This is a genomic window from Rufibacter roseus (genome assembly GCF_001647285.1).
GTDB classification, from domain to species: domain Bacteria; phylum Bacteroidota; class Bacteroidia; order Cytophagales; family Hymenobacteraceae; genus Nibribacter; species Nibribacter roseus.
The window spans coordinates 21409-45939 of the sequence record NZ_LRML01000021.1; the positions used below are offsets into that span (position 1 = coordinate 21409).

Annotated in this window: 22 protein-coding genes and 1 tRNA gene; 16 read left to right on the forward strand and 7 right to left on the reverse strand. The window is 44.6% G+C overall.

Annotated elements, in window-relative coordinates:
• Window positions 1–154: 154 nt before the first annotated feature.
• From A8O23_RS19900 to A8O23_RS19910, 3 genes are read left to right on the forward strand one after another with little or no spacing between them, the layout of a single operon-like run.
• Window positions 155–1663, forward strand: a complete 1509-nt coding sequence (locus A8O23_RS19900; protein WP_066625467.1) for a sensor histidine kinase — start codon at window positions 155–157, stop codon at window positions 1661–1663.
• A gap of 47 nt (window positions 1664–1710) precedes the next feature.
• Window positions 1711–2397: a LytR/AlgR family response regulator transcription factor gene (locus A8O23_RS19905; RefSeq protein WP_066625470.1), complete on the forward strand. Its 687-nt coding sequence runs from the start codon at window positions 1711–1713 to the stop codon at window positions 2395–2397.
• Between the two features lie 17 nt (window positions 2398–2414).
• Window positions 2415–3290 (forward strand): TonB family protein, encoded by an 876-nt coding sequence (locus A8O23_RS19910; RefSeq protein WP_161486773.1) that lies wholly within the window; start codon window positions 2415–2417, stop codon window positions 3288–3290.
• A gap of 274 nt (window positions 3291–3564) precedes the next feature.
• On the opposite strand, the gene A8O23_RS19915 is transcribed toward A8O23_RS19910, so the two are convergent.
• Entirely contained in the window at window positions 3565–4197 is a 633-nt protein-coding gene (locus A8O23_RS19915; RefSeq protein WP_066625473.1) for a fasciclin domain-containing protein, read from the reverse strand.
• Between the two features lie 569 nt (window positions 4198–4766).
• On the opposite strand from A8O23_RS19915, the gene A8O23_RS19920 reads away from it, so the two are divergent.
• The 4 genes from A8O23_RS19920 (at window position 4767) to A8O23_RS19935 (ending at window position 10212) form a co-directional block, all read left to right on the forward strand.
• On the forward strand, window positions 4767–7217 hold the full coding sequence (locus tag A8O23_RS19920) for an NDR1/HIN1-like protein (RefSeq protein WP_066625474.1): 2451 nt from the start codon (window positions 4767–4769) through the stop codon (window positions 7215–7217).
• A gap of 404 nt (window positions 7218–7621) precedes the next feature.
• On the forward strand, window positions 7622–8203 hold the full coding sequence (locus tag A8O23_RS19925; RefSeq protein ID WP_066625475.1) for a YceI family protein: 582 nt from the start codon (window positions 7622–7624) through the stop codon (window positions 8201–8203).
• Between the two features lie 36 nt (window positions 8204–8239).
• Window positions 8240–9535 carry a hypothetical protein gene (locus A8O23_RS19930; protein WP_066625482.1) on the forward strand — a complete coding sequence of 432 codons (1296 nt, stop codon included), beginning with the start codon at window positions 8240–8242 and terminating at the stop codon, window positions 9533–9535.
• Between the two features lie 122 nt (window positions 9536–9657).
• Window positions 9658–10212, forward strand: coding sequence for a hypothetical protein (locus A8O23_RS19935; protein WP_066625484.1), 555 nt, complete (start codon window positions 9658–9660; stop codon window positions 10210–10212).
• Window positions 10213–10345: 133 nt separating this feature from the next.
• Here A8O23_RS19935 and A8O23_RS19940 read toward each other — a convergent pair whose 3' ends face one another.
• Together A8O23_RS19940 and gntA are read right to left on the reverse strand one after the other, a co-directional pair.
• Entirely contained in the window at window positions 10346–10942 is a 597-nt protein-coding gene (locus tag A8O23_RS19940) for a DUF1989 domain-containing protein (protein WP_066625560.1), read from the reverse strand.
• 192 nt (window positions 10943–11134) lie between these two features.
• The gene (gntA, locus tag A8O23_RS19945; protein WP_066625491.1) at window positions 11135–11854 is read right to left on the reverse strand and encodes a guanitoxin biosynthesis heme-dependent pre-guanitoxin N-hydroxylase GntA; all 720 of its coding nucleotides are present in this window, start codon (window positions 11852–11854) and stop codon (window positions 11135–11137) included.
• A gap of 601 nt (window positions 11855–12455) precedes the next feature.
• On the opposite strand from gntA, the gene A8O23_RS19950 reads away from it, so the two are divergent.
• Entirely contained in the window at window positions 12456–14450 is a 1995-nt protein-coding gene (locus A8O23_RS19950; RefSeq protein ID WP_066625493.1) for a tetratricopeptide repeat-containing sensor histidine kinase, read from the forward strand.
• Between the two features lie 184 nt (window positions 14451–14634).
• Window positions 14635–14856 (forward strand): hypothetical protein, encoded by a 222-nt coding sequence (locus A8O23_RS21710; protein ID WP_192849060.1) that lies wholly within the window; start codon window positions 14635–14637, stop codon window positions 14854–14856.
• A gap of 459 nt (window positions 14857–15315) precedes the next feature.
• Here A8O23_RS21710 and A8O23_RS19960 read toward each other — a convergent pair whose 3' ends face one another.
• Complete coding sequence (locus A8O23_RS19960) at window positions 15316–15639, reverse strand: nuclear transport factor 2-like protein (protein ID WP_066625497.1); 324 nt, start codon at window positions 15637–15639, stop codon at window positions 15316–15318.
• A gap of 19 nt (window positions 15640–15658) precedes the next feature.
• Window positions 15659–16453 (reverse strand): SDR family oxidoreductase, encoded by a 795-nt coding sequence (locus A8O23_RS19965; protein WP_066625499.1) that lies wholly within the window; start codon window positions 16451–16453, stop codon window positions 15659–15661.
• Between the two features lie 123 nt (window positions 16454–16576).
• Here A8O23_RS19965 and A8O23_RS19970 point away from each other — a divergent pair, with 123 nt between their 5' ends.
• Both A8O23_RS19970 and A8O23_RS19975 read left to right on the forward strand, forming a co-directional pair.
• Entirely contained in the window at window positions 16577–16948 is a 372-nt protein-coding gene (locus A8O23_RS19970) for a winged helix-turn-helix transcriptional regulator (RefSeq protein ID WP_066625502.1), read from the forward strand.
• 228 nt (window positions 16949–17176) lie between these two features.
• Window positions 17177–18091 (forward strand): hypothetical protein, encoded by a 915-nt coding sequence (locus tag A8O23_RS19975; protein WP_239693459.1) that lies wholly within the window; start codon window positions 17177–17179, stop codon window positions 18089–18091.
• A 420-nt stretch (window positions 18092–18511) separates the two neighbouring features.
• Here A8O23_RS19975 and A8O23_RS19980 read toward each other — a convergent pair.
• Window positions 18512–18586, reverse strand: a tRNA-Glu gene (locus A8O23_RS19980).
• A gap of 181 nt (window positions 18587–18767) precedes the next feature.
• Between A8O23_RS19980 and gap the strand changes: the two genes are divergently transcribed.
• From gap to A8O23_RS19995, 3 genes are all read left to right on the forward strand, one after another.
• On the forward strand, window positions 18768–19766 hold the full coding sequence (gene gap, locus A8O23_RS19985; protein WP_066625508.1) for a type I glyceraldehyde-3-phosphate dehydrogenase: 999 nt from the start codon (window positions 18768–18770) through the stop codon (window positions 19764–19766).
• Between the two features lie 221 nt (window positions 19767–19987).
• Entirely contained in the window at window positions 19988–20887 is a 900-nt protein-coding gene (locus A8O23_RS19990) for a diacylglycerol/lipid kinase family protein (RefSeq protein ID WP_066625511.1), read from the forward strand.
• Between the two features lie 11 nt (window positions 20888–20898).
• Entirely contained in the window at window positions 20899–21243 is a 345-nt protein-coding gene (locus A8O23_RS19995) for a translation initiation factor (protein WP_066625514.1), read from the forward strand.
• Between the two features lie 192 nt (window positions 21244–21435).
• Here the strand turns inward: A8O23_RS19995 and kdsB are convergent, their stop codons facing one another.
• Window positions 21436–22176 (reverse strand): 3-deoxy-manno-octulosonate cytidylyltransferase, encoded by a 741-nt coding sequence (gene kdsB, locus A8O23_RS20000; RefSeq protein WP_066625562.1) that lies wholly within the window; start codon window positions 22174–22176, stop codon window positions 21436–21438.
• A 446-nt stretch (window positions 22177–22622) separates the two neighbouring features.
• On the opposite strand from kdsB, the gene A8O23_RS20005 reads away from it, so the two are divergent.
• Together A8O23_RS20005 and A8O23_RS20010 are read left to right on the forward strand one after the other, a co-directional pair.
• Window positions 22623–23588 (forward strand): LysM peptidoglycan-binding domain-containing protein, encoded by a 966-nt coding sequence (locus tag A8O23_RS20005; RefSeq protein ID WP_239693461.1) that lies wholly within the window; start codon window positions 22623–22625, stop codon window positions 23586–23588.
• Between the two features lie 148 nt (window positions 23589–23736).
• Window positions 23737–24513, forward strand: a complete 777-nt coding sequence (locus A8O23_RS20010) for a TIGR02757 family protein (protein WP_066625517.1) — start codon at window positions 23737–23739, stop codon at window positions 24511–24513.
• Window positions 24514–24531 lie beyond the last annotated feature (18 nt).

The window sequence follows — 24531 nt, forward strand, 5'->3', positions numbered from 1 at the left end:
TGGGCAAATGTTTGTAGAGAAACCTCCTTTTCTGGCGCTACGGCAAATTTTATAAATACCTCCAGGCAGTCTTCATCACATTTTAGGTGGGTTTCATCACTTTTTCAAAACGCCTTCGGGCGATTCATGTATCATTGTTCTAAATAAATTTCTGATGAAAGAATTATTATTCAAGCATTCTGTGCAGACCAGGGTAGAGTTTTGGGCAGCCACCACCATATATGTATTTACGGTCTTCTTTCTGGTGACTGGTGCGCATAGCCCGTTTGAGGGCGATTTTATACGAGAGAAAGTACTGTTCCATTATTATGAAAATTTTGTATTCCCACGGTTTATCCAGTACACATTTCTTTACGCGGCTTTTTTGTTTCTTACCTTAAAGGTAGTCCCCAATCTGGTGCAGCGCGAAGGTCTGGTTAAGAATAGCATTTTTCTTCTGCTAGCCTTCCTCTTGATTGGCTTAGTGTACGGCATCACCAACACCTACCTGAAAAGGTATTTGTTCATGATGTATGACACCGAAGACCAAACATATAATGCCATTTTTCAGAGCAGCTACAGCTATGCGTTCCGCCTCCTGCTCATGCTTGTTTTCTACACCTTCGTGAAATTAGCCAGTCTTTATATCCTGTCTAACTCAGAGGCTATTCAAACCAAATACCGCATGGTCACGCGTGATGCGCTTTTGGCTTTTGTGCTCTGGATGGTGAGCATGTTTCTGCTGATGGTAGTAGATGCCGAAGAAGGGGAGTTTTTGGTGATCTGGGGAGTTGTTGGGCTAATGGCCATTATTATATACTGCCTTTCTTTTTACTCGCTCATCCCTAAATCCTTGGTCCAGAAGCGGCCGTTTCTCAGGTACATGCTGCGGGTGTTGTTTGTTTTGGCCATCGCCTTTTTACCCATCTTCTTTTTGGCTTTCATGCTAATACATGATGAAGACTCAGCGTTGGCGCTCGCGTTCTTCAACATCCCGTTTCAGTTGCTCATTACGGTGCCTGTTTGCTGGGCCTTGTACAAGCGCCAACTGCAGGGCAAAGAAGAGGTGTTTGTATTGCAGAAAGAGCTAGGCAGGTCTAATGCCAGTTTTGACTTTTTGCGCTCGCAGATAAATCCGCATTTTCTATTCAATACCCTGAATACTTTATACGGCACCGCTCTACAGGAAAACAGCGAGCGCACGGCACAGGGTATACAGATGCTGGGAGACATGATGCGGTTTATGCTGCACGAAAACCACCAGCAGAAGATTCTCCTGTCAAGGGAAATAGAATACATGCGCAACTACATTGATCTGCAGCAGCTGCGCACCTCCACCACGCCAAACATTGATATTCAGACAAAAATTGAAGACGTTCTGGCTGAGAAGTTTATTGCCCCCATGCTGCTGATTCCGTTTGTAGAAAATGCCTTTAAGCACGGCATCAGCTTAAAAAGTAAATCCTGGATTAAAGTGTCTCTGCACTACGAGCCCAACAAGCTGTTATTTGACGTGTACAACAGTACCCATGTTAAAAACGAGCAAGACCCTGAAAAAGAGAAATCGGGGGTGGGGCTGGAGAATGTAAAGCAGCGCCTGAACATGCTGTATGCCAACAAGCATGAGTTAATTATCAGGGAAACGCAGGAAGAGTTTTTTGTACACCTCACCATAGAACTGTAATTTAAAAAGCGAAATAAGGCTACATATAAAATGAAAGGAAAGGCGGCATGATAGCAATTGCAATTGACGATGAACCAATGGCCCTGCAGGTGGTGCGGTCACATGCGGCCAAAGTGCCCTTTCTGGAGTTGAAAGAATGTTTCACTGATGCGTTTCAGGCGCTGGAGTATCTGCAGACAGAACCAGTAGACCTGCTGTTTCTGGATATTAAAATGCCGGATATCACTGGTCTTGAATTTGTGGCCAGTCTGCAGAAAAAGCCACTGGTTATTTTCACTACGGCTTATTCAGAACACGCTGTCACCAGTTTTGAGTTAGATGCCATAGATTACCTGCTAAAGCCATTTTCGCTGCCCAGGTTTGTGAAAGCCTGCAACAAAGCACATGAGCTGCTGCAGTTGCGCTCAGGTGCTGGTTCTGCGCAACCCGGTGCGGCCAAAGACTATGTTTTCCTGAAAACCGGATATGAACAGGTAAAAGTCAATTTCAGTGAAATTCTGTACCTGGAGGCGGCGGGTAATTATGTCACCTTTATCTTAGAAGACAAAAAACTCCTGTCGCGTTTGACCATGGGGGAGCTTCAGGAGCTGCTGCCGACAGAAAATTTCATCAGAGTACATCGTTCGTATATGGTGGCCAAAGACAAAATAGATAAAATTGAGCGGCACCAGGTAACCGTGCAGGGAAACCAAGTGCCGGTTGGGGCTTCTTACATGTCTCACCTACAGGTATGAGGGTGTTGTTTAAAATTATGAAAGGAAAGCTATCTTTATTTACAAGCACATTCTTATTGTTTGTGACTGCTTGTCAAGTAGCAAAAGATCATGATAGACTTGCACAACTTGCTTTTGATGACCAAAAAGATAGAAAAGAAAATAGCTCCAAGACATCAGTTAACGATTATTCAAGGACAGAGGAAGTATACAAAATTTTGTCACAAGAAGAGCTGAAAACCTCAACCGACTTTTATAATGCGGCTCTTATTCTACAACATGGCGGTAAATCTGAAGATTTTAAACAAGCGAATTTACTTGCGAAAAAAGCAGTAGAGTTAAATCCAACTAACGCTGATGCTAAAGCTTTGGTCGCTATGTCACTGGATAGATATTTAGAAAGCAACTTCAAGCCACAGTGGTATGGTACTCAGTTTATTGAGCTTGGGGAAAAGAAATACCTACACCCGATTGATACAACAATCATTACAGAACAGGAAAGGAAGGAGTTAGGGGTCCAGAGCTTAAGCCAAATACTTGATTACCTCAATAAGCAGCATCAGAAAAATGAGTCTGATATTAGTGCTTATTTCGTAACCGATTCTTTGTATAGGGTGTTTTATCCTGAGGTGAAGGCTGAAATAGTAGGCACCTTCGAGCAGCTACTTGAAAAAATTAAGTACCCTGAAGAGGCGCTTAAGAACAATATTACGGGCAAGGTATTGGTCCAGTACACGATTGATCCGGATGGTTTTGTTAAAGATGCCGTGGTTGTTGATGGGATTGGGTACGGATGTGACGAGGAAGCTCTGAGAGTCATTAATTTGGCAAGGTTCAAAAATTACATGAATCAGGATATTGAACGAAGATCAAGAGTACCATTTGAAATTAAATCAGAAGTTCACAAAAACTAAGGCATAAAAATTAACGGATTAGCCAAACAGACGAGGTCAATTTTTTCTTTTTTTAACTGGAAAAAAGAGTAGGATAGTGCAGCGTTTGTTTGGTGTCGAAGAGGAAGTAGCACGCAGAGGATTCAGAAGAGTTAGATTTGTTGATTGAGCCTTGAGATCTGTTGCCTTGCCGTTACATGTTTTGGGCTTAAAAACAGAAAAACGGCACAAAAAGAGAAAGCTCCCTTCTTGCAAAGGGAGCTTTTCTTATGTTAAGAAGACAAATCGCTTCAACTTAGCGGAGGCTATTATTGTCTTCGAGAATGTTTTCAGAAGGCAGAATGACACTGTCAATCACGTGAATTCTACCATTTGAAGCTTCTACGTCACTTTTCACGATTTGGGCACCACCTACGGTAGTGACTGTTCCTGACATAGTGCGGTCAACTGGAATGTATGATTTATCGCTTACTCTGATTCTGGTGTTGTTGTCTAGTCTGGCAGATGATACGTCAGAAGCCAAAATGTGGGCTTGCAGCACACTAGACAGCAAAGCAGTATTTTCAGAAGACAGCAAAGACTGAAGTTTTTCTTTAGGTAACTTAGCAAACGCCTCGTTGGTTGGGGCAAACAAAGTCAGGTTTTCAACTCGCTCCAGGTCATCAGCCAGATTAGCCCGTTCAATTAACATTACAAAAGTAGATAGGTTGGGGCTTTTCTTGGCAAGTTCAAAGGTGGTATAGCTTTCTGTGTCCCCCACATTGTCAAACATGTCATCAATATCAACGGAGTTGGTCATTGGCAAAGCCGTTACTGACAAGGTAGCCAAAGGTACCATCACTTGCTCTTCTATAACCAGAACATCCAGATCATTCATGGCGGCATCGCCGGCCATAGCCGATGTTTCAGTTCGGTTAAATTCACTCATTGCGGTGTTACTAGATCCGGCGCATCCAAAAAAAGTAAAAGATGCGACGGTTAAGACTGCTAAAGGATTAAAAATAGTACGTTTCATAGTTATTTATATTATTGGTTTAACATCAGGTAGAGCTGTTTAGGCTTCTGATGTCTATATTTTACTGATTAATAATTAACATGTTACGTTTTGGTAATACTTTTTTAAAGTACCTAAAGAATGAATGGTGGTATATAGTAAAATATTAAATTAGCAATATAGGTATATAATCTTCTTGTATTAAATACAAGAAGATTATATAAAATAAGTTCTAATACTGTACACCAAAGGCAAAGAAACTACCAATAAAATAGCAATGGTAATGGAGCTGTAAGTGCAGTGAAACTCTCATGCAGAAGCTCTTAGCCTTTAAGCCTGCTTTCAGAAAATCAGGTCAAAAACAGAGGCGAAATTTAAAAGAAAGGCATGAGAGAGTGAGGTGACCATTTATCTAGAAGAGGAGCAGCTTGGGCAGTAGTAGTTCACTTAGTTAACAGCAGGTGGAGGAATTACGTTAGTAAATAAAGCTCTTACACCCCTATATGAATAAAAAGGCGAAATGGACCCTGCTGGCAATAGCGCTTCTGGCACTGTTGGCGGGTCTGGCTTACTACATTGTTACAAAGAAATATTACCCAAAGGTAAAAGATGTAGCTTATCTACACCTGGACCTGACCAGCGACACGGCACAGGTACAGGCGGGGTTGGAGGTGCAAAACAGAATTCCGCTGGCTATATCCATTGACAGTATTCGCTACTCCCTAAAAGGAGAAAACATGTTGCTGGGGTGGGGACAAATGACTTCTTCATATACGTTGCCTCCGGTGGGGGAGGAAGTGCTGGATTTCAAGATGCTGCTGAAACACGAAGCCTATCGGCAGCACCTGCAGACGCAGAAAGGCAAAGACAGTATAAAAATAGCCGTAAAGGCAGAGATCTATTTTGATTTACCTTTTATTAGTGCCCAGTCTATCACCTTAAACAGGAACATTACAGTGCCTGTTCCCAAGGCTCCGGCCATGAAACTGCAGGACGTGCAGGTGCGCCAGTTCAGCGTAGACTCTGGCTATTCTCTCCTTTTCAAAGTAGATGCCACAAACCAGAACTTGCCCAAACTCCGCATCAGTGACTTCCAATATCACCTCCGCATTGGTGATTCATTAGTAATAGAGGGGCAAGTGGATTCTACCTTCCGGTTGCAAAAAGGAGATGATGTGCTGGAAGTGCCGTTGCAGCTCAAAACTTCAGATGCTGTGGCCTTGGTGCAGAAAGTACTCTCTGATGACAAAAAGTGGAACTACCACGCCAGGCTAAAGGCAGTAGTGCAGAGTGATCATCGGCTTTTGGATAAGTTTGATATGGCCGTTGAAAAAACGGGCGTTTTTCCGGTGGGCGGGTTTGGCAATCAGAAAAATTATATGCCTGTTCTGCGGCAGGTAAAAAAGGTAGAGGTAGTCTCTGGAGAAGAACAGACCCAGCTACAAGCCGATGTGGTCGTGCATAACCCTTCGCCTTTTCCTTTTTATATTGACAGTGTTTCCTATTTCATCAGGCACCAAGGCAAATTAATAGCAAGTGGCAAAAAAGATTTTGAGGTGGTGCTGCCAAAAAACGGCAACCAGCGCTTGAACCCACGTTTGGTGATAGATGAGAAAGCTTACCAACAATTGATGTCTCGGGTACAGGGGCAGCAAACAGCAACCCTGGAACTGGAGCTGAACCTGCTGTACAACCTTCCCAATGCCGCTCGGCAAAAGATCATCTTGAACCGGCAAGTGCAGGTGCCTGTACAAAAACAGGCATCAATAAAAGTAGCAGGCCTTACCGTGCAGGAACTAAGTCCTGAAGAGGGAGCGAAACTACTGCTTCGGTTACAGGTGCAAGGAGGGGATGTGCCTAACCTCAACATCAAAAATCTTGACTATACACTGCAGTTAAGTGAGGGCATTGAGATTACCGGCAAAACCCAGGAGCCAATCAAGCTTTCTTCGGGGGATTCTGAAGTAGAGGTGCCGCTACACCTGTCTGCGGAAGATGTAAACCAGCTCGTGCAGAGGGCGTTGAAAGGAAGCACAGACTGGAGTTATGATTTGCAGGCCACGGCCAACTTAACGAGCAGCCACGACTTTATTCAGAACACTAAAATAGAACTGGACTTTCAAGGGGAGCTGGAGCTAGGAAAAACTTCCGGGACAGGAGGCAAGAAATGGGTGCCGCACATTACTAAAATAGATACCCTGCAATTGGTCATTCAGTATGATACCGCTTGGGTGAAACTACATCTACAGGTTAAAAATCCGCTGCCGGTTTCATTTAAAATAGATAGCCTTCTGTTAACTCTGAGCCACGATAACGGTACCATTGCCGTTGCCCGTGAGGAGGTAGGAAAAGTTTTGCCAGCAGAAGGGCAACAGGCAGCCTGGGTTACTCTGGGGGTGAACTATAGCCTGTGGCAAGAATACCTAAAGGAACATCAAGAGGAAGACAGTCTTTCTATTCAAGAGACCGTTACGCTGGTGTACAGCTTAGAAAGTCTGGCGCAGCAGCGAACTTCGTTTCAAAATGCCTTTAAAGTTCCTACGCCGGGCCAGCCTGTTACCGCCCTTCAGAAAGTAAAGCTAAAGGGGTTCAGTTTTACCAAAGGCATTTTGGTTGACGGGCAAGTGGAGGTGAAAAACCTGAACGTGAAACAACTGGAAGTCAAAAATCCTACCTATTCTGCCTGTGTAGAGAACCTGCTGGATGTCTGTGGCACTATCAACCGTACCTATCAGGTGGCACAGGGGGAAAGCATTGTAAACGTACCTATGAACTTTGGCATAGGCGAAATGTTTCGTGCCATAGTTGCCAAATTTACCTCAAAAGGAAAAAGTCGAACTGTCTATATAAAAGCCAACGCCACAGTAAATACCAGCAACCCCATTTTACAAAACACATGGGTAAAGCTGGAGATGTGGCGGAAAGAAGTTCTCTTCCCCAAAAAGAAAAAGTAACGATGTTATGCTTCTCAGGCTTATTTGATTTCCAGAAGATGTATCTCATTATGGTATGAACAGCTTCTCTTTTCAGGCTCCTTTTCATAAAACGGAGCTAAAACGCAAGCACTTCTAGTTATTACAACCATCAGTTTGAGCAGGTTCAGCATTGGTCGCCTAGCTGACTTTGAACAATCTACACTTGTTATTACGTCATCTCATCCCCCTTGCAAAATCTAATAAAGGTTAAAGGGATATAGTTTTTCTTTAGAAGGTTTATAGATCTGCTGAAGTTGTGAACTGAAGCAGTTTGTTCTTTACTAAAAACCTATTTAACATCATGTACCCACATGACGCCAGTCATCTTTTAGCCTGGTCCGCGGCTGTAGTTTTGCATAAGAAATTTAACAAAACAAGCAGTCATGAAAACGGCAAGAATATTCAAAATGGCATGGGTACTAGGGTTGGTATTTGGCCTGTATCTTCCACTAAGTGCACAAAGTGTTTTCCAACTATCAGGTAAGCCAGAGCTAAAAGTAATAGGAAGCTCTACGCTTCATGACTGGGAAATGGTGGCTTCTTCCGCAACCGGCAAGGCAGAGATTGCCTTAGACAACCAGCAGGTGGCGAGCATCAAATCTGCCGAGGTAACCATGAGTGCCACTGCCCTGAAGAGCGGAAAAGGGCAGATGGATGAGATTGCCTACAAAGCACTGAAAGCTGAGAAAAATCCAACTATCACTTTTAAGTTTATCTCTTATAAGAGCTTAGGCGGAAATAAAGGGCAGGTTATCGGTAACTTAACCATAGCCGGCACCACCAAACCGGTCACATTTGAGGTGCAGACAGTAGTGCGTGGCACCCATATAGACCTAAAAGGTACAACTTCCTTTAAAATGACTGACTTTAAAATGGTGCCTCCCACCGCTATGTTCGGCACTATCAAAACAGGAAACGAAGTCAAGGTAGAGTTCAAAACAACATTTAGTACAACCAATTCTTAACAACACAACGCCATTCACTTCCAACACATTAAAAAAATGAAAAAGCTTATTCTTTCACTCGCAATGTTAGCTGGTTTCAGCATTTCTACCAGCGCACAGATCACCTTAGGCGATTTGCCATATTGGAGACCTTATGACCAACGGGGTGTTAACGTTTTTGAAACTGGTAAAACAGACACTACCACCTTTGACGGGATTAAATTAAGATTGGGGGGCAGTTTTGCCCAGCAGTTTCAGGCTCTTGAGCATAGTAACACCGCTGCCCCAAAATTAGACGCCAACGGTAAAGACCTAAACCAACTAATTGAAATTGGCTACGGCTTTAACCTGGCTACTGCTAACCTGAACCTGGACGTAATGCTGGCAGACGGTATTCGCTTGAACCTGATAACCTATCTGTCATCTAGGCACCACCCTGAAACCTGGGTAAAAGGCGGTTACCTCCAAATTGATAAGTTAGGTTTCTTGAACAGCCCATTGGCCGATAGATTAATGCAGAACCTGACCTTACGGGTGGGCCACATGGAAATTAACTACGGTGACGCCCACTTCAGAAGAACTGACAATGCCATGGCGCTGCATAACCCGTTTGTAGGTAACTATATCATGGATGCCTTTGCCACTGAAATTGGCGGGGAAGTAATCTTCCAGAAAAACGGTTTCCTAGCCTTGGCCGCGGTGACAGGTGGTGAAATACAAGGAGGACTAACCACTCCTAAAGATCGTGCCCCATCTTACTATGGAAAAGTAGGGTATGACAACAACCTAACCGATAATTTGCGCGTGCGCCTTACCGGCTCTTTGTACACGACTAACAGCTCCGTAAGAAACACCTTATATGCCGGTGACAGAGCAGGTTCAAGATATTACTTGGTGGTAGAAAACCAACTGGCAACTATAGCGGCACAGTTTACATCTGGTAGATTCAGCCCTAACCTGACCGATAACGTGACTGCCATGGTGGTGAATCCTTTCGTGAAATTTGGTGGTTTAGAGTTCTTCGGAAACTTTGAAAGAGCCAAAGGCAAGGCTGCTAACGAAACCGAGGACAGAACTTGGAATCAGGTGGGAGCGGACTTGGTTTACCGCATAGGAGCAAAAGAGAACTTCTACGTGGGTGGTCGTTACAACAAAGTGAGCGGCACGCTGCAAGGAGTGAATACTGAAGCCAGCATTCAACGCACCGCTCTGGCTGCCGGTTGGTTCGTGACCAAGAACATAGTTGCCAAAGCAGAATACGTGAACCAGGAATACAACGACTTCCCTGTAAACGATATCCGTAACGGTGCCAAGTTCAACGGCGTGATGATTGAAGGTGCCATTGCCTTCTAACAACTTCTAATTGACTGGAAATTAAACTGAGTTGGCATGTGCTATAAAGCAACCTGCCATCTCAGTTCCTTTCAATTTTACAACTGGTCTGATTAGCTCATTCACCTATAAAATTTTGGGTTATGCTACTCTCAAATATAGTATTGGTTCTGCTTCTTTTGTTTCCTGGTTTTACGACCGATGAGCAGTATTTGGTAGTAAGAGGAAAGCGGATTTCAGTGCAGGCCATGACGTCTGTTGGAGCTATCAACTGTTCCTATGAAAACACACGTCAGGCAGACACACTGTTTCTGAACAGGCTAGTCGGAAAGAATGAGAGATTAGTGATGGAGCTGCCGGTAAAAGAATTTGGGTGTGGCAACCCTTTGCTTAACAGAGACTTTCACCGTACCCTCAAAGCAGAAACTTATCCAGAGATTCAGGTAGCAGTACTGGAAATGAAGCAGGAGGGGCAACGTATGAAAGGCGCTATTTTGGTGCAGCTGGCGGGTAAAAAGCAAGTATACCGGAACGTGAACTTCTGCAGAAAGCCTGGTCAACGGCTAAGCGCCACCCTTTGCCTCTTATTTTCAGACTTTGATTTGACTATGCCCAAAAAGTTTGGCGGACTGGTGAAGGTAGACGAAGAGCTAAAAGTAACCGTTGATTTACTTATTGCCGCTGGCCCACAGTTGTAGGGCCTTAGCTTCATCATTCTGTTGTAGCAAATTATTCTAAACGCAGAGCCCCTGAAGCTAACTTCAGGGGTTCTGCGTTTGATGCGGTGTTTTTACACTTTGTACTATTGGGTAATAAGAAACTGTCTTTTAATTAGCTGTTCTCATTGCCTGCCCGTATTATTTCGTATTGAATAGGTTTAAAGCTGTAGTTATTAGACTGTTCAGCAGAGCAGGCGGTTAAACCTACAATCAAATCAATTTTAGCCTCTAACAAAACATAATCTCCGGCTTTGCTGGTGGGAGGATCTACAGAAAGTTCTCCATTTGAGGCAAACTGCACGTTCATGAAAATATTAAAAGCCGTAGGAATATCGTCTGGGGTAATGCCAAACTGAGCCAGATTTGAGTAGAGATTCTCAAAGCAGCTGGGGTGATATTCATGGTTGTTGTAGATAATCTGGAAGGTTTCGGGGCTGCAGGGCGCTAGCAGAAAATCATTTCTGCCGTTAGTGTCTTCCAGAATCTCCATCATTTTCCGGCTCCGATTGCTCCATAAATGGTGCCCCTTCGTGATGAGTATGGTATTCTCAAAATCCAAGGTTTTGCCAGATGAAATTTTCTCTCGGGTGTCTTCGGCGTTGAACAAAACCATGTCGCTTACCTGCTCGCCCATAGGGTCAATAACTTTTAGCTTATCACCAGCTTTCAAGGTAAAAGCGGCACCGGTTTGTTTCTGTATGGTTTCCATTGTACTTTGGGTTGTCTTCTGTTTGAGGTTAAGGTAGGAGAGAGCATGTGAAGAAATGCCTTCCTGAATCTGTTTTTGACTTGCTTTTCTTAAAAGTGGGCGAAAACGTGATGAAACCACCGCCGCTCTACAGTAAGAATTTGCAATTGTCTTCAATAAGAAAATTAAGGTTTTTTGACTTGAAGCCAGCATTTATTTTCCGGCCAAAAAAGGACACTTCCAACTGTCGTCTACTTGGCGGCCACTGTATTGCGGGGCTTCTAAACCATCACCGAAGTCGCTTAGCATAGGGTTGATAGACCCATCATACGCCATGTCTCTTTCTCTTATAACTTTTTTCATGTTGTCATACACGCCCTTTTCCCGTAATTGCTCAAACTGCCGATGGAGGTTAAAGGCCATGGCGGTGAATTCCATTCTGCGGGCCTTTCTACTGGCCTGGGGGTGCAAGCCTACAATAAAGAAAGATGTGCCGTTAAAGCTAAAGCTGAAGTTTTCATCTGCTGGGTTATCGCTCACCTCTGGAGCCCAAGTCTGGGTTTGCTTTTCGCTGTCGTGGAGTGCCTGTAACTGCTGCCAAAGCTTTTGCTCAAACTGAAGTTCGTCTTGCGGCGCATCAGTGAACACTGCCAGCATGGTCATGTATTCACTGTCTGCCTCAAGCGTTTCGGTGATGTATTTTTTCAGGTCTTGAGCCAAGGCTTGCGTTGTTTGTGCTGTGCCCATCTCACCGTAAAGGCCAATCCGGAATTGGTTCGAATTAACTGCCGCTTTTGCGCCCACACATGGATACTCTGGGTCAGTGACTTTTTCCTGGAAGAGCTGGTAAATAGACTGCCCTCTGCTGTCAGTAACTTCTGCCAGCTGTTCTGGTGCAAAATAGGTAGTTGGTTCTTTATTTTCTGGGTTCATTAAGTAGTGATAAAAATAATGTATACTCTGTGGTAGTAGCCAGGCTTGCCTTTTGATGGCTGGAATTTACATTTCACCATTTGTAACAACAGGCACAGCTCTGAAAGCACAGAGACGCAGTTTTGCGGGTTTTAACTACGGGTTAATACGTAGATGCTGCACCTTAGGGTTTGAAGAAGCTTTACATGCTGGCCTACCACTATAGGGTGTTTTATCAGGTTGCCAACTCGTGCGCCGCAGCTTTAAGATAGAAGCGAAAATTCTATCTGAATGATTAGAAAAATGCTCATTCTATTTTGGGGCTGATTTTTCAAAATCAGGTTCGAAATAGAAGAAGCGGGCATAAGAAATATTAGACGCAGCCATGAAGTTTCTTGGTGAAGGCTGGTAGGCATGATACAACAATTGTGCATGACTTATAGCAGAAGGCTATTCCAGAATAAATTTGTGTTGCCGGGGTCTACAAGTATTCTAAGAGTTCTGTACATTAGAGCCGCAGAAGCGGCTGTAAAAATAGGCCCCTGTTTCCCCCGTATTTTCCACAGTTATAGCACTGTCATAGTTAGAAGGCTTAGCTTTTGCTTTATTCTTTTACAAGCTCATGTTCAAGAAGACCCCCATCTTTGTTTTTCTTCTGTTTCTGGTCTTTCATTGCCTGGCCCAGCAACCAACCTTAAAGGAGCTGGAACAAAAAGTACAGCATGCGGCCAATGTGCAGGAGAAAATTGAAGCACGTAATAAACTGGTAAAGGTTCTGTCTTCAAGTGATCCGGGAGGAGCCATAAAATATGGGCAAGAAACAGTAACAATAGCTCAGGCTACTGGAGACCAAAAGCTGCTGGCTGATGCCTATCATCATGTGGGTGCTGCCTACCAACTCTACGGGGACTACACCTCTGCCACAAAATATAACTACAAAGCCTTAAAGATCAGGGAAGAAATCAAAGACAGCCTGGGCATTTGCACTACTTATAACAACATAGGTAACATTAATAATTACCTCAAGTCTTATGACAAGGCACGCGAATTTTACAGCAAGAGCCTGCAGATTGCCCAAAAAATTGGGAACAAGGAAGCCATCAGTAGAGCTTTGAACAACATGGGGTATGCCCACCAGGTGCAGGACCATGTAAACGAGGCTATCCATTTTTATGAACGAGCCCTTCCGATCAAGAAAGAAATAGGAGATGTGGTGGGTTACTCAGTGAGCACCATCAACTTAGGCGATTTATATCTGAAAGCAGGCAAAGTGGCTGTGGCTAAAGATTACCTATTGAAAGGGTTGGCAGCAGCGAAGGAAACAGAACACCAGTTAAATATGGGGTACGCCTACCGCGGCTTGGCGGAGGCCTATCAGGAAGAGAAAAAGTTAGCCAAAGCCGTTGACTATGCATTGCTCAGCCTAGAAATTTCAAGAAAGCAGCGATCGTTCTTTGAAATTATTCAGTCGTTGGACCTGCTCAACCAAATTCATCTGGCCTCTGGCAACGTCACCAAAGCTCATGAGTTTTTGTCGCTTTCTTCAGCCTATAAAGACAGCCTGCACGATGAGAACGCCAGACGGCAGATTGAGGAGTTGCAGGTGCGGTATGATTCTGAGAAAAAGGAAAAGGAAAACATACAGCTGACCACTGAGCGTGATCTTCAGCTGAACAGGCTCAACCACCAAAAAAAAGTCACCTATCTGGCCTGTACCTTGCTGCTTAGTTTTGCAGCGCTGGCGTACGTGCTGTTCAGGGGCAAGAAACAGTTCCGGAGGCTAAGCCATACGCTTGCCCTCAAAAACGAAGAAATTACCGTGGCCAGCCAGGTTTTACGCCAGCAGGCCACTGATCTGCAAACGCAGAAAGAGCTTCTGGAAAAAAGCAATCTGGTGAAGGACCGGTTGTTCTCTATTGTGGCTCATGATTTAAGGGGGCCGCTGGTGAGCCTGAACAGTTTGGTGCAACTCATCAGAATGAATGCCCTGCCAGAGAAAGAGAAGAATCGCTTTCTAGACAAAGTGGAACTGGAGCAGCAGAATTCGCTATGGCTCATGGACAACCTGTTTCTGTGGGCTAAATCGCAGATGGAAGAGGAGGGCACTCACCCCGTTCAGGTTCAGCTCCAGACTCTGGCCCAGGAAAATATAAACTTGCTATTGCCACAAGCCAATAACAAAGGTATTCAGATCATCAATCAGCTGTCAGGCTCTGCGGTGGCCTTCGCCGATTATGAAATGGTGAAGCTGGTATTTCGGAACCTGCTCTCTAACGCTATTAAGTTCTGTAAGAGCGGTGATGTGATTGTTCTTGCTTCAGAGGTACATCAGCAAATGGCTACCATATCTGTGAAAGACAGCGGGGTGGGCATTCCAGAAAAGGACCAGGACAAGCTTTTCAAAAACACCAATTTTTCCAGTACCGGCACCGCCAATGAAAAAGGCACAGGCCTGGGGCTGCAACTCTGCAAAGATTTCATAGAGCTGAACGGCGGCGAGATATGGGTTGAAAGCAAAGAAGGGCAAGGCAGTGACTTTAGGTTTACATTGCCGGTGATGACGGAAAGGGTGGGTAAAGAGGAGGTACTTGAGCAGGTAGAGGTACGCTATGCTTAAAGGAGTTTCAAAGAAAAATTTATCTTAAATTCAATAAATTTTATAGATATTCCTGTTTAACTAAAAAATGTGCATCCTTTTATAAAAAAAGACTTGATTTCTAGTATTTAAAGATATTTCCAAACCCACAACCTACCCTTGCCCGTGAACCAAAACCCAGAACAAATAGCCCGTGACCGCATAGATGCTATGCTGGAGGCCAGTGGCTGGGGTAGTACAGGATAAGAAAAAGATCAACCTAGGTTCGGCCCCAGGCGTGGCCGTGCGCGAATACCAGACCGACGTGGGCCCCGCCGACTACGTGTTGTTCGTGGGCAGAAAGCCGGTGGGCATTATTGAGTCCAAGCGCGAGGAAGAAGGGCTGCACCCGACCATGAGTGGGGGAACAAGGCCGCCGGATTTGTGAGCTATGGTGGCTCGGCCAATGGCACAAGGGCAGTGAACATCTAAGATTGATCATGGGGGAGCTGCTGGTGGCGGATGTTAGGGCACAAGTGGCCCTATCCCTTATATCAGATTTTGAGGGGTATGCGGTTTTCCCCCCACTGCTGAACACCAAAAGCAGCTAAACCTCATGCTTGATCAGGTGATAGCTTGGTCTGCTGCTTTACAACCAATACGAACTGCGCAGGTTGCTTAAACTTACTCTCTGCCAAAGGCAGATATCTGTGGAAATTACTACTGCAAGTGCTAATTTTAGCCTTGTGCCTTCCTTGGGTATTTTTACTGTAACTTACCTTGTTCCTCAGGTTAGAACCTGCTGCCGTGCAAGAGGGATAAAATGTGGAACTTAAAGGAAAAGGGCTGACGGTGAATAAACCGCATCAGACCTTTTCCTTTTAAAACCTGGTGTTTATTGATTTAGTCAGCTTGTTATTTTCAATGACTGTACCATGCCGTCTACTAATTCAAGATGATAGCTTAACACAACAGGGCTGCCAGGGAATGATCCAGAAATTTCAGCTTTCAAAACGCTTTGTTCTTCTGATTCCTTGAAATCGATTGGCTTCATAACCGTTTTGTAATTTTCGTTTGCTGCTTCAATCCATCGCTTGATTTCAGCTTTTCCATGATATGTTTTCCCCTCATCCGCCACTGTGGCTATTTCGGAAAAACAGTTAGCGTAAGCAGCACTGTCATACATATTCTGTGCTTTTACTAAATCTGATACTACATTGGGTAAATTCATTTTTCTAGTTTTATGGTTATTAAATGGTTGGTATGGTTCCTCCATCAATGACATATTCTGTTCCGGTGAGGTAGCTGGCCCTTGGTGAGACCAGAAAACCGACTAGCTCGGCAACTTCTTCGGGTTTTGCCGGCCTTCCGATCGGGATTCCGCCTAAGGACTGTAGTACTTTTTCCGTGGCTTCCTCTACTGTGCTGTTTGAACTTTGGGCAATCCTTTCCATCATTTTTGCAGCGGCGGTAGTCATAATCCAACCTGGTGAGACGGACAATACCCGCACGCCCTTGGGCGCCACTTCGTTTGACAGACTTTTGCTGTAATTGGCTAGCCCTGCTTTCGCGGCGGCATAAGGCAAGGTAGAATCATACAGGGGCAGTTTGCTCTGAATAGAGGTGATGTGGATGATGACACCGCTTCTCTGGTCAATCATCCGGGGTAAAAAACCTCTGTCCAAGCGGACAGGGGCCAGCAGGTTGGTCTGGATGGACTTTTCCCAGTCCTCATCCGTCAGAACGGCAAACCCGCCGCCCGGGGTTTCAGACCCTCCCAGGTTGTTTACCAAAATATCCAGTTTGCCGTATTGTGAGAAAACTTCCCGGACTACTTTTTGGGTACCTTCCGGCGTGCTTAAGTCAGCCGATATAAAATGCAGATCTTTGTTAGGCGCTTCGGGTTCGTTTCTTGCGGTTATGATCACCGTTGCCCCTGCCTGGAGTAAACGCTCGGCAATGGCTCTTCCGGTTCCTTTGGTGCCGCCGGTTACCAAGGCAATTTTGCCTGATAATTCGTTATTAAAATTAAATTGCTGTTCCATACTTCTTTTTTTGATGCAATAATGGGAAGTATGTATAGCTACAGCAAGTACGGAAAAACGAATTGCATAGGGATAAATTTATCCCTTATTGTAGCATTTTAAACAGTGGAATAATTTTACAGAATGTACCAGAGGAAAATACCGCCAAGCCTTAATTGCGGCCTTGACTTAATAGGTGAAGTGCTCTACGGGAAATGGAAAGTCCGTTTGCTGTGGTTTATCAATGAGGGCCACAAACGCCCCAGCGAGCTGCAAAGAAAAATACCGGATGCTTCACGCCGTGTTTTAAACATGCAGCTGAAAGAGCTGGAAGAGCATGAATTGGTTTCGAAAGTTATTTACCCAGTAGTTCCGCCCAAAGTTGAGTATAGTCTAACCGATTTCGGAAAATCTCTTATTCCTGTTATAGCAGCCTTGGGGAGCTGGGGCGATGAGCACCAGGAACATTTGCGTTCAGTCATCTTGAAGCGGGCAGAGTTCAACTATATTCAATAAAGCTAGCAGTAATGAATATCAATTGATCTTCTAATTTTTTATACGGTTCGGGTAGTGAATTAGAAAAGACCTTGCCACCTACCACCTAACTATTTCCAGAAATAGTTGGCAACTGCTTCCAATCTTGCAACCTAGCTTTCATGCAATTGTATTTTTCCTTGTGTTTTTTTTAAGATATCTCTGGTGACATGAATTCTTTATATAACAGTATGTAATTCCCAATTAGCTATGTTTAAGACATATTTCCTGTTTGCTTTCAGCCTCATTTTAGCAATTAGTAGTAACGCGCAGTCTCCAACGCAACAAGTTAATCCCAAGCTATCGGAACGGGTCTCAGCTGCTCCGGAAAATGTCTTTAAGATGTTTAAAGAAGCTGGCATGAATCCTTCAGACCATGTGCTGTCAGCGGTTGAAAATGCCAAGGTGGAGAAGGCGTTTGCTGTTTTGCCTCCCCTCCATCAGAAAATTCTCAAAGGGCATTTACATAGCATCAGCTTTATGGATAACATGCCCAACACCGCCCTAACCTCCCCAGTACAGACCCCTGATGGTGCCAAAATGTATAACATCACTTTACGGGCAGGCATACTTCATGAAACAATATCAGAGTGGGCAACCCAGAAAGAATCTACCTGTTTTGACCAATCAGAAGAACAAGGGTATGAGGTAAAAATAGAGGCAGGAAGCTTAGATGCAATTGTATATGTCTTGTTGCACGAAGCTACCCACGTAGTGGATGCGGTTTTGGATATTACTCCGCATCCAAAGGATAGAGAAGCCTTGGTGGAACCAACTCCTTTCACTAAAAATATTTGGCATAAAATGAATGTGCCAAATAGTAGTTCTACTGATTCATTGCTGGAGATGACCCGGTTTCGGAGTGGTAAAAAGGTGGCCTCCTCGTTAGCGCCCAATGTTTACAAACAGTTAAGTGAAACACCGTTTGTCTCTTTATATGGAATGGCCAGCTGGTTTGAAGATCTCGCTGAGCTTGAAAGTATCTATCATCTTACAAAAAAGATGGGTCAGCCTTTCTGCGTTGTGGTTATGAAAGGCAATAATGAGGTATACAGGTTTGAGCCGATGAAGAATAAATTGGTTAAAAAACGATTCCGTTATTTAAGAAGATTCTATCAGACCTGACCTAGTAAAGAAAGTGGAATTAGGGAAACTACAACAACAAACTTATGTATCTTAAAATGGCCGTTTAAGTTAGCCATTTGAATTTTAAAGAAGCCGGGCTAACTTACTTCATGCATCCCGTTCCGCCTTCCCATAAATCAAAGGTGCTCATAGATTTCTAATAGGATGAATTAGAAATCTAAAACCAAAGTGCGAATGGCAGCTTTACCGCCGGGAATAGAAAGGCGGGTTTTAATGGTTACTCTGAACAGCCAGCGGGGGCAACGGCGGCAAGAACAGCCCAAGGGACCTTTAGGAGGCCTCCCAAAGTTTTGTCATTCTTCAGAGATGGGTGGGAAACTGAGTGAGAAAGCCATTTTGTTACTCTGAAATGAAAAATCCGCTAAAACAAACGTTTTAGCGGATTTTTAAGGGTTAATCTGGTAGTCCGTAGGGGAATCGAACCCCTGTTACCAGAATGAAAATCTGGTGTCCTAACCCCTAGACGAACGGACCATCTTTCGGTTTTGATGGTGCAAATATAGAGGGCTGTTTTTTATTTGCAAAGCCCCCCTTTTAAAATAATTGCCTTTAAAAGGTAAGATGCTCAAAATGAGCCTTAAAATTTTTAGTTTGTTTTGCTTTTTGTAAGCCGTAACTTGCCACCGATAAAACGTGAAATAAAACCTTATAAGTCATGTCTAAAAAAATAAGAGTAGCCATTAACGGCTTCGGCCGCATAGGCCGTCTTACCTTTAAGACCCTGATAGAGCGTGAAAATGTAGAGGTAGTGGCCATCAATGACCTTACCGATAACACTACTTTGGCGCATCTGTTGAAATACGATTCAGTACACGGCCGCTTCAACGGCACCGTTACTGCTGATGAAAGCAGCATTACTGTAAACGGCCAGCGTATTGAGATCTTCGCTGAGCGTGAGCCGAAGAACCTGCCTTGGGGCAAGCTGAACGTAGACGTGGTATTAGAGTCTACTGGTCGATTTGTAGATGAAAAAGGAGCTGGCGGACACTTAGAAGCTGGTGCCAAAAAAGTAGTCATTTCTGCACCTGCCAAAGGCGACATCCCAACGGTGGTACTTGGTGTAAACGAAGACACCCTTACTGGTGAGGAGACCATTGTGTCTAACGCTTCTTGCACTACCAACTGCCTGGCCCCAATGGCCAAAGTATTAGATGAAGCTTTCGGTATTGAGAAAGGCTTTATCACGACAGTACACGCTTATACGGCTGACCAGAACCTGCAAGATGCGCCACACGCTGATTTGCGTCGTGCCCGTGCTGCCGCTGTTTCTATTGTGCCTACCTCAACTGGTGCTGCTAAGGCTGTTGGGTTGGTGTTGCCTCACCTGAACAAGAAACTAGACGGAGTGGCCATGCGTGTTCCTATTCCAGATGGTTCTTTGACTGACCTGACCGTTATCTTAAAGCGTGAGGTGACCAAAGAAGAAATCAACGCCGCTTTGAAAAAAGCAGCTGAGAATGAAATGAAAGGTATTTTAGAATACACAGAAGATCCTATTGTTTCTATTGACATTGTAGGTAACCCACACTCTTGCATCTTTGACGCCGGAATGACCTCCACCATGGGTACCTTGGCCAAAGTAGTAGGCTGGTATGACAATGAGTATGGTTATTCTAACCGTGCAGCAGATTTGATTGAGCGTTTAGGAGCTTAATTCTTCTGCATTCTGTATTTACGAGAGTGGTGCTGCCTTACGGTGGCACCACTTTTTTATGTATTTTTACCAAAGGAGTTGTGCAAAGCGCAATAATGAGGGAACCTATTTCTGTTTTAGCCCTAATTTTAGGAAATGAAGCCAAAAACAGAGGTATCAACGCAGTATATTACCTCTAAAAGCAGCGCCAGAAAAATTATTGCCTAAGAAGAAGAAAACGTATGACTCAGCCACAGGCCCCGGAAAAGGCATGTTTTATTTTAAATCCGAAATCTGGGGCGCAGAGCAGCATAAATGTGCCTGAACTGATAGAAGCATACCTGGACCGCACCGTTTGGGAGCCCGAATTAGTGTTCACGGAACATGCTGGCCACGCTACTGCTCTGGCCAAAGAAGCTGCTGAAGCAGGGGCCCGCATAGTGGTGGCCGTGGGGGGAGACGGTACTGTGAACGAAGTGGCAAGAGGATTGTTAAATACGTCGTCTGCCCTGGGTATTCTGCCCAAAGGATCAGGTAACGGCTTAGCACGTCATTTAGGCATACCTATGGTGCTGACACAAGCGCTGGAGATAATCAATCAACCTTCTTTTGGACGTATTGATTCCTGTTCTATCAACGGGCATCCTTTTTTCTGTACGGGTGGCATAGGTTTTGACGGCCTCATTAGTTCGGTTTTTGCCCAAAGCACCAAGCGTGGCCTGAGCAGCTACATACAGCTAATCATACGGGAGTTTAGGAGCTTTCAATCTTCAGGTGCCACGGTACGGGTGAACGGAAAAGAACTAACCTCAGACTTTTTTGTAATGGCATTCGCCAATGCCTCACAGTATGGAAATAACGCTTTTATCGCGCCTATGGCCAACATTCAAGATGGTTTTCTGGATGTTTGCTTAATCAGAAAAGTAGGGGTGGCCGAAGCCATTCAATTAGGCTATGGCCTCATGACGAAACAAATAGCTACTTCTTCTTTGGCAGAGTTTCATACCTGCTCTACCGTTCAGGTAAACAGTGAGGTGCCTCAGCATTTCCACGCCGATGGCGAGTACCGGGGGCAAGCCACAGATTTTGAAGTGCAGCTGTACCCTTTATCGTTAGAGGTGTTGGCGCCATTGGTAAACTAGATGATGAAAAGATGAGCAAGAACAAGAAAAACCGGGAAGGGGTAGTGTATTCCACCAACCCAGATTTTGAATACACCCACGAGCAGGAAGAAGAAACGCAAACCTTGCCTCCGCAACAGCAGAACCTGCGGGTACAGCTTGACAAAAAAGCCCGTGGCGGCAAGCAGGTAACCTTGGTGACAGGTTTTGTAGGTCAGGATGATGATTTACAGGGCCTTGGCAAAACCTTGAAAACCAAATGTGGCGTAGGGGGCAGTGCCAAAGACGGTGAAATTTTCGTACAAGGTGATTTCAGGGATAAAGTGCTTCAGCTATTGCTGGATTTGGGCTACAAAGCAAAAAAGTCTGGTGGTTGAGCGGAATTCTTGAGTATTCAATTTTGCCTATTGAAATACCATTGCTGTTACGCTTCTGAAAACAGCAAAAGCATAGCTGCCCCTGTTGGTGCCTTTCCAGCAGGGGCAGCTATGTTTTGCTCAATGTATGATCAAAAGAATAACCTGTTTAGTAAGAATAAGGAGGTTGGCTGTAGTACGAACTTCCTATTCTTAAGATTGTAAAAACTGTAGGGCCTTCTCCACATCTTCGGGGGTGTCAATGCCTATGGTTTCCATTTCTGTTGTGGCGGTAATGATTTTGAACCCATGCTCCAGCCACCTCAACTGTTCCAATGATTCTGCTTTCTCCAGGACAGACTGCTGCAACTTTGTCAGCTGAGCCAGCACCTGACTCCGGTAACCATAAATCCCTATATGTTTAAAATAAGCGTGTTGTGCAAGCCACTGCTCTTGATCGTGTCCGCGCAGGTAGGGAATAGGGTGCCGGCTAAAATAGAGAGCTTGGCCTTGCGCACCCACCACCACTTTAGGGCTGTTAGGGTTCAATAATTCCTGTTGGTCTTTAACAGGTTTAATGAGCGTGGCTATCTGATCATCGGGGTTCTGGAAGCAAGAGAGCACCCTGTTGATCTGCTCCGGCTGTATAAAAGGCTCATCGCCTTGAATGTTTACTACTACTTCATACTTCTCCTGCAACTGCTCATAAGCCTCATGGCAGCGGTCGGTGCCGCTTTGGTGTAGGGGAGAGGTCATTACGGCGCTGCCCCCAAATTCATGAACATGAGAAAATATACGCTCGTCATCGGTAGCAACTACCACCGCGGCCAGTTCTGATGCCTGCGCCTGCTCATATACCCGCCGGATCATAGATTTACCCCCTAAATTTACCAGTGGTTTGCCTGGGAATCGGGTAGAGGCGTAACGCGCCGGAATAATTCCTACTGCTTTCATTGAGTTTTCATTCATAATGGCAAAGCAAGTTAAGGTAAAAATAGAAATGAGGAGAAAGGAAAAGGAGAGTGGAACTGAGCAAAAGCTTAAGTTGCTGTAGCTGAGCTAGGTTAGTCTAATCTGTTTCTAGAGTATATACCTTTGATGATTTAATTTTCTGTACCTCAGGCTAAAAGGGGAGGTCAGGTCGTTGTTATACTGTTCAGTGGCCATTTTTTTGCAATTAGGGAGAAAGGCACCTATAAATGAGGGCAGAATGTTTACTGAAAATTTGGTAACTTACACCCTCAGTCAACAAATGTGGTCATATATTAACTTACCGTCTTTGCTGAATCAATATAAAATCAGTTAATTTAGATCGTATAGATAAACTTTTTTCCCTCAAAAGTGATTCTGCCTTGGTAAGAGAAAACCTTCTTTGTAATAGTAATAAGTAAAGTAGATTGATGATGTTAAAGAAGTTTGCATTTGTTCTAGGATGTTGCCTGCTAACGGTAGGGGCTGCAACTGCTAGTACTCTGGCGGTACGTGACTCAATAGGGGTGAGAAAGCAAAATGGGAAAACGTACATTGCCCATAAAGTGGAACCTAGTGAAACCCTTTATGCTCTTTCACGCAAATACGGAGTACCTGTAGCCCAAATAGTAGAGGCGAATAAGAATATTGAAAAGTCCATCATGATCGGGCAGATAGTTCTCATTCCAATGAAAGCAACTGCGTCTGCCGGAGCCACTGCCACAGCAGCCAAACCTGCTCCTGTCGCTAGTCCGGCTGCCAACCGTACCTATTCGGTAGATGGAAAGGGCAATAAAATGCACACGGTGCAGCCCAGCCAAACCCTGTACGCCATTTCTAAAATGCACGGGGTAACGGTTGAAGAAATAAAAGAGTGGAACAAGCTTACAAGTAATGCCATAGAGATTGGGCGTGACCTTATTGTGGGCGTTGGCGCGAACGGTGCATCTAATGCGAAGATTTATGTGCCTGAGCGAGATGATGCCGTTACCAGTTCCAGAAATGCGGATGCCCCTGTAGCGAGCACCTCATCATCACCTACGGTTATTACTGCCTCAACGAAAGATAAACCTGTGGCAAAGGTGGAAGACACCGCAGAAAGAACTGCCAAAGCCGCGGAGTACGTGTCAAGGGTGAATGAAAGTGGCATGGCCGAACTGATAGACCAGAAGTCAGACGACAACAAGTTTCTGGCTTTACACAAAACAGCCCCGGTTGGTACTATTATGGCGGTGAAAAATCCGTCTAATGACCAAGTGGTATATGTGCGTGTGATTGGTAAAATTCCATCAACCGGTGATAATGACAAGCTGGTGGTAAAGCTTTCAAAAAAAGCCTGTCAGCAAATTGGAGTAACCGATAAGCGTTTCAGAGTAGAGCTTTCTTACATGCCCTAGTCTATTTTAAGGCTATTTTTCTTAAAAGAGGCAGAAAACGCTAAGCTTAGCTTCCGTTTTCTGCCTCTTTTTTAATGAGCAATGATTAATAATTTCCTTTGCTCATTAATCACTCCTCATTACTCATTGTCCATTAACCATTGAAAACATGCACTCTCAGGCACAGGTAAAAGCACTGCTGGAAGATAGGTACCAACGTTATAACACCATAGAATTTATTGCCCATGACCCGGTGTCTGTGCCACATCGGTTTCACGAGAAAAGAGATGTCGAGATTTCAGGCTTTTTTGCTTCTATTCTGGCATGGGGACAGCGTAAAACCATCATTAATAAGTGCCTGGAACTGATGCAGCGCATGGATTATGCCCCTTACCAATTTGTAACGCAACATCAAGACGAAGACTTGAAACAGCTACTTGGTTTTAAGCATAGAACCTTTAATGATACTGACTTGCTGTACCTGGTTTACTTTTTTAAATGGTTTTATGAGAGGCACGAGAGCCTGGAAGAAGCTTTCCTGGGATCGTCCGGGACAGAACCCTCCACGCAAAAAGAGCGGCTGGAGCAATTCTATAACTTAATGTTCTCTCTGCCTGAAGCCCCGCACCGTACCCGCAAGCATATCTCAACGCCGGCAAAAAAGTCTGCCTGTAAACGAATTAACATGTACCTGCGCTGGATGGTCAGGAAAGATGACTGTGGCGTGGACTTTGGGCTCTGGAACCGAATACCCGCGGCAGAACTCATTTGCCCCTGCGACGTGCATGTGCAAAGAGTGGCAAGGCGGCTGGGACTGATCACGCGATCTCAATCTGATTGGGCCATGGCCGAGGAATTGACACAAAACCTCCGCCAGTTTGATCCCCATGATCCGGTGAAATATGATTACGCCTTGTTTGGCCTAGGCATTGAGGAGAAGTTTTAGGCCTGCTTAACTTGTTTA

What these genes read in the sequence shown, in the direction of transcription:
- A8O23_RS19900 (WP_066625467.1), top strand. Translation starts at nt 155, where the DNA reads ATGAAAGAATTATTATTCAAGCATTCTGTGCAGACCAGGGTAGAGTTT.
- A8O23_RS19905 (WP_066625470.1), top strand. Translation starts at nt 1,711, where the DNA reads ATGATAGCAATTGCAATTGACGATGAACCAATGGCCCTGCAGGTGGTG.
- A8O23_RS19910 (WP_161486773.1), top strand. Translation starts at nt 2,415, where the DNA reads ATGAAAGGAAAGCTATCTTTATTTACAAGCACATTCTTATTGTTTGTG.
- A8O23_RS19915 (WP_066625473.1), bottom strand. Translation starts at nt 4,197, where the DNA reads ATGAGTGAATTTAACCGAACTGAAACATCGGCTATGGCCGGCGATGCC.
- A8O23_RS19920 (WP_066625474.1), top strand. Translation starts at nt 4,767, where the DNA reads ATGAATAAAAAGGCGAAATGGACCCTGCTGGCAATAGCGCTTCTGGCA.
- A8O23_RS19925 (WP_066625475.1), top strand. Translation starts at nt 7,622, where the DNA reads ATGAAAACGGCAAGAATATTCAAAATGGCATGGGTACTAGGGTTGGTA.
- A8O23_RS19930 (WP_066625482.1), top strand. Translation starts at nt 8,240, where the DNA reads ATGAAAAAGCTTATTCTTTCACTCGCAATGTTAGCTGGTTTCAGCATT.
- A8O23_RS19935 (WP_066625484.1), top strand. Translation starts at nt 9,658, where the DNA reads ATGCTACTCTCAAATATAGTATTGGTTCTGCTTCTTTTGTTTCCTGGT.
- A8O23_RS19940 (WP_066625560.1), bottom strand. Translation starts at nt 10,942, where the DNA reads ATGGAAACCATACAGAAACAAACCGGTGCCGCTTTTACCTTGAAAGCT.
- gntA (WP_066625491.1), bottom strand. Translation starts at nt 11,854, where the DNA reads ATGAACCCAGAAAATAAAGAACCAACTACCTATTTTGCACCAGAACAG.
- A8O23_RS19950 (WP_066625493.1), top strand. Translation starts at nt 12,456, where the DNA reads ATGTTCAAGAAGACCCCCATCTTTGTTTTTCTTCTGTTTCTGGTCTTT.
- A8O23_RS21710 (WP_192849060.1), top strand. Translation starts at nt 14,635, where the DNA reads ATGCTATGCTGGAGGCCAGTGGCTGGGGTAGTACAGGATAAGAAAAAG.
- A8O23_RS19960 (WP_066625497.1), bottom strand. Translation starts at nt 15,639, where the DNA reads ATGAATTTACCCAATGTAGTATCAGATTTAGTAAAAGCACAGAATATG.
- A8O23_RS19965 (WP_066625499.1), bottom strand. Translation starts at nt 16,453, where the DNA reads ATGGAACAGCAATTTAATTTTAATAACGAATTATCAGGCAAAATTGCC.
- A8O23_RS19970 (WP_066625502.1), top strand. Translation starts at nt 16,577, where the DNA reads ATGTACCAGAGGAAAATACCGCCAAGCCTTAATTGCGGCCTTGACTTA.
- A8O23_RS19975 (WP_239693459.1), top strand. Translation starts at nt 17,177, where the DNA reads ATGTTTAAGACATATTTCCTGTTTGCTTTCAGCCTCATTTTAGCAATT.
- gap (WP_066625508.1), top strand. Translation starts at nt 18,768, where the DNA reads ATGTCTAAAAAAATAAGAGTAGCCATTAACGGCTTCGGCCGCATAGGC.
- A8O23_RS19990 (WP_066625511.1), top strand. Translation starts at nt 19,988, where the DNA reads ATGACTCAGCCACAGGCCCCGGAAAAGGCATGTTTTATTTTAAATCCG.
- A8O23_RS19995 (WP_066625514.1), top strand. Translation starts at nt 20,899, where the DNA reads ATGAGCAAGAACAAGAAAAACCGGGAAGGGGTAGTGTATTCCACCAAC.
- kdsB (WP_066625562.1), bottom strand. Translation starts at nt 22,176, where the DNA reads ATGAAAGCAGTAGGAATTATTCCGGCGCGTTACGCCTCTACCCGATTC.
- A8O23_RS20005 (WP_239693461.1), top strand. Translation starts at nt 22,623, where the DNA reads ATGATGTTAAAGAAGTTTGCATTTGTTCTAGGATGTTGCCTGCTAACG.
- A8O23_RS20010 (WP_066625517.1), top strand. Translation starts at nt 23,737, where the DNA reads ATGCACTCTCAGGCACAGGTAAAAGCACTGCTGGAAGATAGGTACCAA.